This window comes from Gracilibacillus boraciitolerans JCM 21714, assembly GCF_000521485.1.
In the GTDB taxonomy this organism is placed as follows: domain Bacteria; phylum Bacillota; class Bacilli; order Bacillales; family Amphibacillaceae; genus Gracilibacillus; species Gracilibacillus boraciitolerans.
This window is the reverse complement of record NZ_BAVS01000007.1, coordinates 65,199-78,235: the sequence shown is the minus strand read 5'-3', so window position 1 is coordinate 78,235 and position 13,037 is coordinate 65,199. Positions and strand designations below refer to the sequence as shown.

The following is a 13,037-nucleotide window of genomic DNA, read 5'->3' as shown; positions in this document are numbered from 1 at the left end:
AAAGAATAATAAGCTACAGTTATCTTTTTAACCAAGACAGATTACGGTATAATATATTGTAACTATAAATTTAAAGTGAGGAATAACCCATGATTGTTATCATTGATAACTTTGATTCATTTACATACAATTTGGTGCAATATTACCGTCAAATGAATGAAGATGTTATAACTTTTCGTAATGACGCGACAACGATTGAAGAAATTGAGTCGCTAAATCCATCTCTGCTTGTATTATCACCAGGTCCTGGCACGCCCATAAATAGCGGAATTTCTTTCTCTGTATTAACTTATTTTCATAATAAAATCCCTATTTTTGGCGTTTGTCTTGGTATGCAGATTATTGTAGAATTCTTCGGTGGAGAAATTATCAAAGCGAAACGACCAATGCACGGGATGACAAGTGCTATTCATCATCAGAATTTAGGAGTATTTCATAGCTTACCTTCTAGTTTTCAGGTAACAAGATACCATTCATTGGTCGCAAATATGAAAACTATGCCTGATGAATTAATAGTATCCGCTCAAACAAAAGATAAAACTGTTATGGCAGTAAAGCATACATTCTTACCAATAGAAGGAGTGCAATTTCATCCTGAAGCAATTCTAACAGAATATGGATATAATATAATTGGAAATAGTTTACGAATGATAGATCACACAGCCTATCGAAGGGAAGTGTTGTAAGTGGATGCCTTTTTGCAGTTTGATTTTAAAGAAAAGGAGATAATATTTGCAAACCCTGTCGAAATAATTACTGCCTCTGAGATAGATGATGTACCAAAAGCATTTCTTAAAGTTGAACACGCTTTACAAAATGGAAATTATGTCGCTGGTTTTGTTTCTTACGAAGCTGCCCCCCCCGCCTTTGACAACAGTTATATGGTAAATGAAAAGCCTTCTTTACCATTAATTTGGTTTGGTGTTTTCCCTCAAGAAACAGATCGAAAAAGAAAATCAGAAGCTCAGCCGTATTCTATTTCAAAATGGAATAATACCATTAGCAATGAAAAATATAATCAAATCATCACGCAGATAAAATCATTAATCAGACAAGGTAATACATATCAAGTAAATTTCACTACCAGACTTAAAGCTCAATTTACTGGGGACAGTTATTCATTTTATCAGCAATTACTAAGAAACCAGTCGGATTCGTATAGTGCCTACTTGGATATAAAGGATTATCAAATTTTATCGGTTTCCCCCCCTGAGCTCTTTTTTAAAGTCAACAACGGAAAAATCAAAACAAAACCGATGAAAGGTACGATAAAGCGAGGGAAAACATTACAAGAGGATTTAGAATTAAAAGAACAATTAAAAAATTCCAAAAAAGATCAAGCAGAAAATGTGATGATTGTGGATCTGTTACGAAATGATTTAGGCCGTATTGCTAAACCAGGTACGATCAAAGTTGAAGCTTTATTTGATATCGAAACGTATCCGACCGTTCATCAAATGACCTCAACGATTACTGCACAATTAGAGAAAAACAATGTCTATGATTGGTTTAAAGCCCTGTTTCCTTGTGGTTCCATTACAGGGGGGGCACCAAAAGTAGAAACAATGAAATATATTGCTGAATTGGAAGATACACCACGAGATGTATATTGTGGGGGGGGATTGGTTTTATAACCCCCCCAGAACGAGAAGCTATTTTTAATGTACCAATTCGTACGGCTTTAATTAAAGACGGTCAAGCGATTTATGGTGCGGGTGGAGGGATAACCTGGGATTCAACTTCTACCGGTGAGTTTCAGGAATTAAACCAAAAAGCGGATATTCTTTATCAACAGAGAGTAGCATTCTCCCTGTTAGAGTCCATTAAATTAGAAGAGGGACACTTTCCCTTATTATCCTATCACATTGATAGAATAAAGCAGTCAGCAGACTATTTTCAAATACCTATTAAAGTTGATATTATAAAACGTCAACTGAAAAATATCGCATTCAAGAAACCAAATGGTTCTTTTAAAGTAAGGTTACTTGTCGATACTCACGGTGATATAAAATTAGAAAGCGAGCCACTAAAAACTTTATTAGAGCCCATTCAGACTAATATTGCGTGTGAACCAGTAGATAAAGAGGATGTGTTTCTCTACCACAAGACAACTAATCGTTCATTATATCAAGCTTTTGAGCAGGAAAAACCTAAAGATGCAATGACGACCCTTCTATGGAACGAAGATGGATTTGCAACTGAATTCACAATTGGCAATCTAGTAGTAGAAAAAAATGGCATATATTATACTCCCCCTATTACAGATGGGTTATTAGCAGGTAGGTATCGAGAGAAATTATTAAGAGACGGAAATTTAATTGAGAAAAGTATTCGATTAAAAGATTTAGGAGATTTCGATCAAGTTTGGTTTATTAACAGCATAAGAGGTTGGGTAAAAGTTAACATAAAGTAGAAACAAATATGTCGCTAACACTCTATGTTTTTTGTTAAAATTTAAGTAGATTATATTTAGGAGGCTAATAAATGAATGCTTATGAAGAATATATGCGTGAAATCTCACAACCGATGCGTGATGAATTAACAAATGCAGGCTTTGATCAGCTACAAACGGCTGAAGAAGTAAATGAATTTATGTCATCAAATCAAGAAACAGCTCTTATCGTGATCAATTCAGTCTGCGGTTGCGCCGCTGGACTTGCTAGACCTGCTGCTATTGAATCACTGAAAAGCGAAAAAAAACCAGCAAAAATAATGACGGTTTTCGCTGGTCAAGATCGGGAAGCAACAGCACAAATGCGAGAATACTTTGAAGGCATCGAACCTTCTTCACCCTCAATGGCAATTGTGGATGGCGGAGAACTAAAACACTTTATACCACGCGAGCAAATCGAAGGATATGAAATAGAAGATATCGTAGAACAATTAACAACAGCCTATCAAAAATACTGCTAAATATTAGAAAATTCGTTCTACAGCATGTGGATGAGATGAAATCAGCGCTGCGGAAAGCTAAATAAATGGACAGAGCAAGTGCTTCCACTTAACACACTTTCATATTAACTCGTTACTTCGCAGTTTATTTTTACTGTATTAAAAAAATAAAAAAGCAAGTGACTTTTTAAATTGTCACTTGCTTTTTTACAGCTATTATTATTGTACTACACGGCGTACATGGCCGGTAAATGTTGAATTCCAATATCCACTCATGCTCGCAATCGCAACACCTGTTGAACTTTGAGAACCAATAAATTTATTGTTTCCTAAGTAAATACCAACATGCCCATTTGTTTTATAAGTATTAAAGAAAACTAAGTCGCCTGGTTTTGCCTCACTTAATGAAATTTTTGTTCCTACCGATGATAAACCATCAGTGCTAGCAGGTAAGCTAATTCCTGCTTGTCTGAAAGCCCAGCTTACAAATCCGGAACAGTCAAATCGACCATTTGCTATGTCATATGCAGATCGACCGCCACCAAAAACATAAACGGAATTTCCAATATAACGATTCCCTGCAGTAATAGCTGTTTGTAACGATCCATTACCAGCTGAAACTGGAGCAGATGAACTACTTGCATATTGTTGGATCGCATTACTATTACTAGCACTAGCACTAGCACTATCACTATCACTATCACTATTACTATTACTATTACTATTACTATCACTATTACTATTACTAGCATTAGTTCCACTATAGTTAACAGTTTGGGCAGAATCAATATTTTCCATTTGTTGTTGTGCTTCTTTTAAAGCTCTTTCTTTATTGGCTAATATTTCATCTTCAATCTTTAAATCACCTAAAATATCTTTGTTAGCATTCTCTTTTTCCTTTAATTCTGATTTTAATTCTTCATTTTCTTCTTTTTGAGCGACAGTCTGCTTTTGCATTTCTTCATAATCAGCTTTCATCGCTTCTAAATCTTCTAACTTAGTGTCTAATTCGACTTTATTTTTTTCTTCTTCTAATTTGTCCTTTTCCTGACTTTCTAATAAGTCTTGATCAGCTTGTGTAATTTTATGTACTAATGTAACACGATCGATAAAATCTATAAAATTAGTTGCACCAAAAACAACTTCAATGTAATTAGATGATACGCCATTTTCCTGAAGAGAAGAAATTCTTTCCTTCAATATTTTATTTCTTTGTTCGATTTTCTTTTGAATTTCTGCAACCTTTTCTTCCAATTCCTTAACATCTGTTTCTACAGTCACTATTTCTTTCTCAGTATCTGCAATTACTTTTTCATTATCAGCTATCGCTTCTTCATAACGAATGATTTCTTCATTCAATTTTACTAATTCTTCTTTAATTTTTGCAATTTCACTTTCTTTTTCGCTGATATCAGTTTGCACATCGGAACGTTTTACTTGAATTTCCTCTTCCGTTTCAGCATTTACAGTCTGTACAAATAACATGCTGGACACAAGCGTTAAAACAACTACTGAATCTTTAACTATCGCTTTTATTTCTCGCACGCACTTCCCTACTTTCAAGCATATTTTTATCTATGGGTGAGTAAAACCTTTTAAAATCAAGGTTTACTTGTTGTCTGTCTTTTGAACTAGATTCATTGTAACATAGAAAGATTTCACTTATGTTATGCTAATATTACAATTACATTTCAATACTATGATAAATTATGTTATCTTATGTCAAATTATGATATAGATAGATCGAAGATAATTAGATAAAAGTAAAATCCGGACGAGCACAAATTCTAATATAAGGATTTGTGCTCGTCCGGATTTTAAATTGAATAATAGGAAGATTATGTAACTCTTAACTTCTTCCATTAATTAACTTTGTGATAGAAATAATTAATATGTCTCTAACTCTGCCTACTTTTCTACTAAAGCCTGACTTTTATGATGCATTTTTTTTTCGTGGATTTTATTAAATGCTTTTTTAGCGGGCATCATTAGCGCTATTGAAATTAACTCATGCTAAAAAATAAAGCTAAGCCTTGAAAATGCCATAATAGATATGTAATACCAAACATTCCCAATGCCATAATCAAAGTTGGCACCGGATTTAACACCATTATAAACAAGGAACTTTTAATTACTTGTATCACTTTCATATCGAAATATACATAGACAGGAAAAATATAAAACGCAGTTAATAAATAAAGTATCGTTACAAATAAAAATGGTATAGTTAGCAACATCACGTAATTATTTGCTACGACAGTTATAAATAAAAAGTCTAAATATAAAATATATGCCATCCCAGCTATCAAATAGCCTAGTATATTACTCTGTACTAGAGATTGACGAAAAGCTTTCCAAAAGGTTTTAAAAAGAGGAATATCAGTATAACCAGTAACCCATTTTCTCGTCACGGTAAACGTGGCAGCAGTAGCGGGAAATAATCCTGCTACCACCAGACCTAATAACGTAAAACCGACCCATAATAGATTTAAGTAGGCTACTTTTGCTATCCATTCAAATGCTGTATTTAATGCTTTCATACTAATTTCCCCCCCTTTCAAAAATTACATAGAAGCAAAGTTTCCTAAGACTCAAACTGCTTTCTATTAACCTTTTAGTCCACTTGTACTAATACCTTCTACCACAAAACGTTGGAAAATAAAGAAGATTACAAATACCGGTACCAAAGACACAACTGACATTGCAAACATGGCACCCCAATTTGATACTGTTTCATTACTTAAGAACATGTTTAGAGCCATTGATACCGTGTACTTAGACGGACTGTTCAGATATAATACAGGTCCAAGCAAGTTATCCCATGTCCAGTAGAAAGTAAAAATGCCGTTGTGGCAAGAGCTGGCACTATTAATGGAAGAATAATTCGATAGTAAATACCAAAAATACTGGAACCATCAATAATCGCTGCTTCATCTAAGTCTCTTGGAATTGTTCTAATAAACTGTACGAGCAAAAAGATGAAAAATGGATGTCCGAAGTAAGCTGGAATAACTAAGGGTTTTAATGAATTTAACCAATCAAGCTGTGCAAAAATTATATATTGCGGAATCATAACTACTTCATATGGAAGCATTAAGGTCATAATCATAATGGCAAACCAGAATTTTCGCCCTGCAAAATTAAGTCTTGCAAAACCAAAGGCAATTAAGGAACAGGATATTAAATGACCAATCAACACTATTACAACAAAAATAGCTGTATTCATGATAAATGTTCCAAAGCCATAGTCACCAAAGCCTTCCCAACCCTGTGCATAATTAGACAATACAAATGGGTCCGGAATCAGTTGATCCGCTGTCACGAAGATTCGTTCGCTTAATTTAAACGAACTCATTACTAGCCATAATACTGGATACAATAACAGAATGGCAAATCCACCAACGAGAACATGATAAATAAGTTTTTTGATATGCTTAGGTTTCATTATTTATTTGCCTCCTTCTGATTCGTAGTGAACCCAATATTTTGATGATAAAAAGATTAATGAAGTTAATATCGCAATAATGATAAGCATTACCCATGCCATTGCAGATGCATAACCCATGTGGAAGAATTCAAAACCTTGTTTGAATAAGTAAAGAGAATACAATAAAGTACCATCTAAAGGTCCACCTGTACCTTTTGAGATAATAAAGGCTGGTACGAACGTCATAAATGCTGCAATAGTTTGCATAATTGCATTAAATAATATGACCGGACTTAACATTGGAATGGTGATTTTAAAAAACTTTTGAAAAAAGCTGGCGCCATCTACACTTGCCGCTTCATAATAACTCTGTGGTATTGATTTAAGACCAGCCAGGAATATTAACATCGACGAACCAAACTGCCAAATTGATAAACAGATCAGCATCCATAAAGCTGCTGAAGGATTTCCAAACCATCTAACAGGATCTACACCCATTGTTAATAAAGCAATGTTAACAATACCATCATCTCCAAAAATATTACGCCACATGATAGCGACTGCTACACTGCCACCAATTAAGGATGGTAAATAATACAAGGTACGGTACAATCCAACCGCTCTCGAAGCTGTGTTTAACAACATTGCTACAATTAATGCAAAAACAAGTCTAAGTGGGACCCCCAATAAATACATAAATAAAGGTAATTTTCAAAGAATGTAAATAACGAGGATCTGCTGTGAACATTTGCTTGAAGTTATCAAACCCTATCCATCTCGGTGCATTAAATAGGTCATAACTCGTAAACGAAAAATAAAAGGAAGCAATGATAGGAATAATTGTAAAGCCAAAAAGCCAATAATAAATGGACCAATAAAGAAATATCCCCAAAGATTCTGTTTCATATTTGTGTGCATGTAATTCTTAACTCCCTTCTCTAATAAAGAGTAGATGAAAAACAATAGCTGATCTCATAGGATCAGCCATTGTCTTTATTATTTTGACAATTAGTTTCCTAAAATGCTTTCTGCATTTGTTCTGAAATGTTCAGCTGCATCTTCTGGACTAATTTCTCCATATGCAATTTGTTCAGATAAGTTATTTAATAATTCGATAATCTCACCTGCACCTGCCGGATCTGGAGCACCCATTTCTGAACTGTTTTCTTCTACCCAGGCAATATAATCAAACACTTCTGCTTGTGATGCAGAAACTTCTTCTTTTAACGCTTCTTTTACAACTGAAGAAACTGGAACACCACGATCACCTAGGATCAATTTATTTGCTTCTACATCATTAACAAAGAAGCTGATAAATTTTGCCGCTTCTTCTTTAGCTTCGGAGTTTTCTGAAACTGAGAAGAACATACTTGGTTTTAGGAATAAACCATCTGCTACATTTGGACCAGGCATTGGCGCCATATCAAATTGGTATTCAGAGATATCTTCAAGCCCTACAAATTGGTTAGACCATTGGAAGATACCAATACCCTCTCCTTTGACAGTAGGATCATCTTCAGGTCCTGCTAATTGTGCCAAGTAATCTGGAGTAGGTATTGCTTCTTTTTCCACTTGATTCTGTACCATGGAGAAGAAATCAATAAATAATTGATCATCCTCAAAACCTAAACCGCTTCCTTCTTCTGCATATAGACGTGCTCCATTTTGACGTAAGTAATAGTTAAAGAATACATCTGGAGCGAATCCAGTATCAAAAAACACGCCTGCATCCGCTGCTTTTTGAGACATTTCTTTATAATCATCCCATGTCCAATCTTCAGGTATTTCTTCAATTCCTACCTCTTTAAGCAAATCTGGATTATAATGAAAACCAACTGCATTTACTCCTAAGTTAAAACCATAGATTCCATCATTTACCGTACCGCCATTTACAACATCTTCTGAAATATTTTCCACATCAATTTGGTTTCCAATGAAAGGATTTAAATCAGCTAATTGACCATTTCCAGCATATTGTGATAAATAAGATAAGTCCATAGCTAGAATATCTGGCAATTCATTTGCTGCTGCTTGTGGTGCAAGTTTTTGCCAATAGTCATCCCAGCTTGCATATTCTGGCTCAATTGTTACACCAGGATTTTGCTCCTCATACATTTCAATTACTTCTAACGTGTAGTCATGTCGTGGTTGAGAACCCCCACCAGGCAATTCTTAGTGTTACATCCTCTCCACCTGCTTCAGTTTCGGTTTCAGTTTCTGTGTTTTCATCAGTTTTCTCTTCAGCCGCATCATTTCCTGTGTCTTTACCAGCCTCTTCGGAGTTATCATCTCCTCCACATGCTGTCAACCATAAAATCATCATCATTCCTAAAAGTATTAACAAAGATTTTTTCATTTCTTTCCCTCCCCCCCTTTTTATTTTCTGTAAGCGATTACAGTAATAGCATATCAGATTATCAATAAAAGGTATGATAGAAAAATCAGTGGTAAATGTTTAAAAAGAAGAGAAATTAGAAACGCTCTAGTCTCTTTCGTTAGATCTAATTATTTCTGAGGGTGTAAACCCCTTCATTCTTTTAAACAATTGACTGAAATATTGAGGATTATTTCCAAAACCCAATCTTTCCGCTAATTCAAACACCTTTATATCCTGTTCTTCTTCAATGATTTCCACTGCTTTATTAATTCTTGCATTTGTAACATAGGATGAAAATCGCTGACCAATCTCCTTTTTAAATGTTTTCCCTAAGTAATCGGCATTCATATAAAGACAGTTTGTCGCTAACCATTGCAAGGATAATTCAGAATTTTCGATTTGCTCATCAATACTTTGAAGCATTTGTTTAACAACTTGTGAATACTTTTTTGGATGCTCCACTTGTTCTATCATTCTGTTAAATAAGTTCTCAAAGAATTCAACATATTCAGTTAAATGTTGAAGATCCTCCAATTCCCCCCCGATTGCTTGCACACGATTTTCAGTAGTATATTGTGAATGTCTGGTCATAAGTAGTAAATAAATTTGAATAAAGTAAACACGAGTTACTTTAGGACTTATCCTATGTCTTTTTAACTTGTTAATAAAATTTTGAAGATATTGCATTGCTTGTTGTTGCTGCTGTTTCTTTAAATAGAACATAATTTTTTCTAAATCAATTTCTAAATCCGCACTTAAATGCTCATGAAAAGAAAGCCATGATTGATGATTAATAACAGTATATGTAGGCTGATAAAACAGTTGCTGGATCATTTCATCTAGCTTTGGAATTTTATCTATATTTTCCTTTGCAAAGGGTGGAGTGGATACAATGCTATATTCATGTTCGTGTGGCTGAAGCAAACAAGTTATTAACAAGTTTACCTCTTCTTCTGGGATAGATGTCGACATCATCATTATTATTTTATTTTCAATAAATGTTATAATAGCCTTTGATTCATTTAACTGAATTTGTATAGATTCGATTACATCTGTTATATGGTCATATGTAAGTAAAGAATCTATATAAATGGTACAAAAATAGAATCGCTCCGATGGATACACCTCTTCTATTAAACTTTTCATTTTCTCTTTCAAATCATCTGTTACCTGTTGATACAGAAAAAATTGTTTTAAAATCTCTTCTTTTTCAGAAACTGTATTTTTTGTTACTTCCTCTTCCATTAGTTTCATATAGGATTCTGCTTCTTCTTCGTTTTGTTTTTCCTTCACTACATCCTTTAATGCTTCAACAATATTACTTTCATTACAGGGTTTGAGTAAATAATGCTTCACTCCAAAACGCATGGCCTGTCTGGCATACTCAAATTCACTAAACCCCCGATAAGAAGATCCATTTAATATCTGGATATTCCAATTTCGCTTTCTTGACGAGTTCGATTCCATCTAATCCAGGCATGGTTATATCAGTTATAACGATATCTGGCTTATTTTTCTTAATAAAATCATATGCTTCTATTCCATTCATTGCTTTACCAATTAATTGAGTTTCGTATTGAGACCAATCAACAATAACCGATATCCCATCTAATATCATTCGTTCATCATCTACTAACAACACCTTGTACATAAGAATTTTTCTCCTCCTTCGGTAAAATGATAGAAACCGTAGTACCCTTTCCTATCTCACTATCAATCTTCAAGCCATATTTCTCACCAAATAAAAGCTTAATCCTCTCATTTATATTTCGCAGGCCTATACCAGTTCCTTTCGGTTGATAGTTTCCTGATATAATTTTTTCTAAGTATTCGGTTTCTATTCCCGGTCCGTTATCTGCTACACATATAATAACAGTTTCTTCTGTTTCACTTACTGATACATGAATCTTACATACTCCAATCATTTCTTGCAAACCATATCGGATAGCATTTTCGACTAATGGTTGAATAATAAACTTTGGTATCAGTGTTGTTAAATGGGCGTCCGCTATATTTTTAGTAAATTGTAACCTTTCCTCAAATCGATAACTCTGAATAGTAATGTAATGATCCACAATACTAATTTCTTCGTTTAGTGAAATTAACATGTCCTTCATATTGATCGACGCCCTAAGTACAAATCCCAATGATTCCGCCATTTGTGATATTTTCTTTTCTCCTGCAATTTTTGCTGACCAATTAATAGATTCAAGAGTATTATAGAGAAAATGAGGATTGACTTGCGCTTGAAGTGTTTTAAATTCTGATTCTTTAATTAATAATTGCTTTTTATAATTTTCTCCAATAAGAAAATTAATTTGATTCATCATTTTTTTAAAATTTTCATGCATTTGGCCTGCTTCATCTTTTGACATTTGGGTTTCCATTCCCACGTCATAATAATCAAGATCGCCTGTTTGAACTTTTTTCATTTTTTTATTCAGACTTTCGATTGGATTGACAATCGTTCCTGTAAATTTCGTTCCCAAAAAGATCATAAGCAGAAATAAAGTAAAATAAGTAAGGAAAACAGCCGTGCGTGCTTTTGTAATTACCGCAAATAAATTATTATATGGAGTTAAAATCATATAGGTCCAGTCCAAATGATTGGCTTCTGAATACGTTAAAAAATAGCGATCTCCATTATATTTTATAATTTGATAACCTTGTTGATTTGCTAAATATTCGGTTGGATTAATTGTATTCAATCCATTCTCATTCGCAAAAATTTGCTGTTGATCTTGATCAAAAATGAGGAAATTCGTCTCCTGTTCCTCTAAATTATTCGTTAATTCATTCATAATTTCATGAATATCTACTCTTACACCAACTGTGCCCAGTCGTTCAAAGGAAAAATCCATATATTCACGAATATCCCTTACTGCCATCACAGTTTCATCATTTTCAGAAGGTGAAATCCAGTTTACTCCTCCCTCTTTTTCTTGTGCAGCATCTTTCATTGTTTGGAGTCTTTCTTCAGCTAAATTCATCATGAAATTGCCACTAGAATATTCTTTATTGAAAACATCATAAACCTGGATAGATTGAACGTATTTATTCAGGGCACCGATATGTAATAATCTTTTTCTTAATTCATTCCCTATCATGAATTGATCATAATTAGAATCTGTACTGCTTAGTTCCTGAAGATATGATTGCACATAGGTATCTGTTGAAATTTGGTAAGAAAGACGTTCCATCTTTTTTAATTCTGCTTCAACTGAATTTGTGGATACTTGTAATGCTTGAGCAGACTGCCGGTAAATTTCCTTGTTATATAAATGAAACGCATACTGTAATATTGAAAGTCCACCAATACTAAAAGCGAGTAAAACTAATGACGTTAAGATAACCATTTTATGTTTCAGTCGCAAATTCAAATAGTACGTACGTATTTCGAAAAATACTGTTCACCTCACTTTAAATGTGACCGCTTTCAATAATTCACATTACTATTATATGGGGGAAATAATTATGTCGTCAATTTTTGATATTTTTTACAAAATAAAGGTAAAATTAACGGCAACCAGTAGTTTTTTTTTTCGAAAACTACTGGTTCCAAACACTTATTTAAAAAGAAACATGATGTTTAATACTACTCAATGAAAGGAATATGATAAATAAACTGAGATAGGAGAGTGATTATATGACATCAATTAAAGCATTAGTACTAAATGCTTCATTAAAGGATTCATCTGAGGCGTCACACACGGAGGCTCTATCAAATGAAGTATTAGAAACATTATCAAAAGAAGATGTTAAAACAGAAACAATTAGATTAGCAGATTACAATATTTCTCTTGGTATTAGTGATGATATGGGTGAAGGCGATGAATGGCCTCAAATTTTCAAGAAAGTGAAAGAAGCAGACATTCTCATCATTGGCACCCCACTTTGGCTTGGTGAAAAAAGCAGTCTAGCTACTTTAGCTATCGAAAGATATATGGAAGCAGTAGTGAAACGATGGAAAATGGACAATCTATCTTTTATAACAAAGTTGGCGGAGTAGTAGTAACTGGAAACGAAGATGGTGCCAAACATGCAGCAGCATCTATTTTATATGGTCTGTCACATATTGGCTTTGTTATCCCTCCAAATGTGGATACGTATTGGGTTGGTGAAGCTGGTCCAGGCCCATCTTATATGGATAAGGAAGGAGAAAACTCTTTCACCAAAAAGCATATAGAAATGCTGGCCTATAACACACTTCATCTGGCACGACTATTTCAAGAACATCCTATTCCAGCTAAAGGTAATTTGTTAGAATGAATAATTTTCTAGTACTCGAACGCAGAGATAATAGATGAAATGAAATAGTAAATCAAAGAGGTGCATGTTAGT

General features: G+C 33.9%; 11 protein-coding genes and 3 pseudogenes. 5 read left to right on the top strand and 9 right to left on the bottom strand.

The genetic code is table 11. The annotated features are described in order from the left end of the window. The first annotated feature begins 89 nt into the window (after nt 1-89). The 4 genes from JCM21714_RS06850 (at nt 90) to JCM21714_RS06840 (ending at nt 2,913) form a co-directional block, all read left to right on the top strand. On the top strand, nt 90-686 hold the full coding sequence (locus JCM21714_RS06850; RefSeq protein WP_035722886.1) for an anthranilate synthase component II: 597 nt from the start codon (nt 90-92) through the stop codon (nt 684-686). Next, on the top strand, nt 687-1,634 hold the full coding sequence (locus JCM21714_RS21065) for a chorismate-binding protein (RefSeq protein ID WP_235182661.1): 948 nt from the start codon (nt 687-689) through the stop codon (nt 1,632-1,634). It abuts the gene before it with no gap. After that, nucleotides 1,610-2,413 (top strand): aminotransferase class IV, encoded by an 804-nt coding sequence (locus JCM21714_RS21060; RefSeq protein ID WP_235182660.1) that lies wholly within the window; start codon nt 1,610-1,612, stop codon nt 2,411-2,413. The genes JCM21714_RS21065 and JCM21714_RS21060 overlap by 25 nt, the downstream gene beginning before the upstream one ends. Nucleotides 2,414-2,484: 71 nt before the next feature. After that, nucleotides 2,485-2,913, top strand: coding sequence for a BrxA/BrxB family bacilliredoxin (locus tag JCM21714_RS06840; RefSeq protein WP_035722885.1), 429 nt, complete (start codon nt 2,485-2,487; stop codon nt 2,911-2,913). Nucleotides 2,914-3,111: 198 nt separating this feature from the next. On the opposite strand, the gene JCM21714_RS06835 is transcribed toward JCM21714_RS06840, so the two are convergent. The 9 genes and pseudogenes from JCM21714_RS06835 to JCM21714_RS06800 all read right to left on the bottom strand — a co-directional run bounded on the left by JCM21714_RS06835 (nt 3,112) and on the right by JCM21714_RS06800 (nt 12,052). After that, entirely contained in the window at nt 3,112-4,437 is a 1,326-nt protein-coding gene (locus JCM21714_RS06835) for a C40 family peptidase (RefSeq protein ID WP_035722884.1), read from the bottom strand. A 458-nt stretch (nt 4,438-4,895) separates the two neighbouring features. Continuing rightward, nucleotides 4,896-5,432, bottom strand: a complete 537-nt coding sequence (locus JCM21714_RS06830; RefSeq protein WP_052000448.1) for a YesL family protein — start codon at nt 5,430-5,432, stop codon at nt 4,896-4,898. A gap of 66 nt (nt 5,433-5,498) precedes the next feature. Continuing rightward, nucleotides 5,499-6,337: pseudogene (locus JCM21714_RS06825) on the bottom strand (carbohydrate ABC transporter permease). A gap of 3 nt (nt 6,338-6,340) precedes the next feature. Further along, a pseudogene (locus JCM21714_RS06820) lies at nt 6,341-7,237 on the bottom strand (carbohydrate ABC transporter permease). Between the two features lie 90 nt (nt 7,238-7,327). Further along, nucleotides 7,328-8,488 carry an ABC transporter substrate-binding protein gene (locus JCM21714_RS06815; protein WP_235182659.1) on the bottom strand — a complete coding sequence of 387 codons (1,161 nt, stop codon included), beginning with the start codon at nt 8,486-8,488 and terminating at the stop codon, nt 7,328-7,330. Beyond that, nucleotides 8,457-8,675 carry a hypothetical protein gene (locus tag JCM21714_RS21055; RefSeq protein WP_235182658.1) on the bottom strand — a complete coding sequence of 73 codons (219 nt, stop codon included), beginning with the start codon at nt 8,673-8,675 and terminating at the stop codon, nt 8,457-8,459. The genes JCM21714_RS06815 and JCM21714_RS21055 overlap by 32 nt, the downstream gene beginning before the upstream one ends. Before the next feature lie 126 nt (nt 8,676-8,801). Then, complete coding sequence (locus tag JCM21714_RS06810) at nt 8,802-10,052, bottom strand: helix-turn-helix transcriptional regulator (protein ID WP_235182657.1); 1,251 nt, start codon at nt 10,050-10,052, stop codon at nt 8,802-8,804. 37 nt (nt 10,053-10,089) lie between these two features. Then, on the bottom strand, nt 10,090-10,347 hold the full coding sequence (locus JCM21714_RS06805; protein ID WP_035722880.1) for a response regulator: 258 nt from the start codon (nt 10,345-10,347) through the stop codon (nt 10,090-10,092). Then, a complete protein-coding gene (locus tag JCM21714_RS06800) occupies nt 10,322-12,052 on the bottom strand; it encodes a cache domain-containing sensor histidine kinase (RefSeq protein WP_052000449.1) in 1,731 nt (576 codons plus the stop codon). Before JCM21714_RS06800 ends, JCM21714_RS06805 begins: the two co-directional genes overlap by 26 nt. 290 nt (nt 12,053-12,342) lie before the next feature. Between JCM21714_RS06800 and JCM21714_RS06795 the strand changes: the two are divergent. Next, a pseudogene (locus tag JCM21714_RS06795) lies at nt 12,343-12,965 on the top strand (flavodoxin family protein). Nucleotides 12,966-13,037 lie beyond the last annotated feature (72 nt).

Bases quoted from the DNA above. Each gene is read 5' to 3' on its own strand.
- JCM21714_RS06850 (WP_035722886.1), top strand. From the start codon at position 90: ATGATTGTTATCATTGATAACTTTGATTCATTTACATACAATTTGGTG.
- JCM21714_RS06840 (WP_035722885.1), top strand. From the start codon at position 2,485: ATGAATGCTTATGAAGAATATATGCGTGAAATCTCACAACCGATGCGT.
- JCM21714_RS06830 (WP_052000448.1), bottom strand. From the start codon at position 5,432: ATGAAAGCATTAAATACAGCATTTGAATGGATAGCAAAAGTAGCCTAC.
- JCM21714_RS21055 (WP_235182658.1), bottom strand. From the start codon at position 8,675: ATGAAAAAATCTTTGTTAATACTTTTAGGAATGATGATGATTTTATGG.
- JCM21714_RS06805 (WP_035722880.1), bottom strand. From the start codon at position 10,347: ATGTACAAGGTGTTGTTAGTAGATGATGAACGAATGATATTAGATGGG.
- JCM21714_RS06800 (WP_052000449.1), bottom strand. From the start codon at position 12,052: ATGGTTATCTTAACGTCATTAGTTTTACTCGCTTTTAGTATTGGTGGA.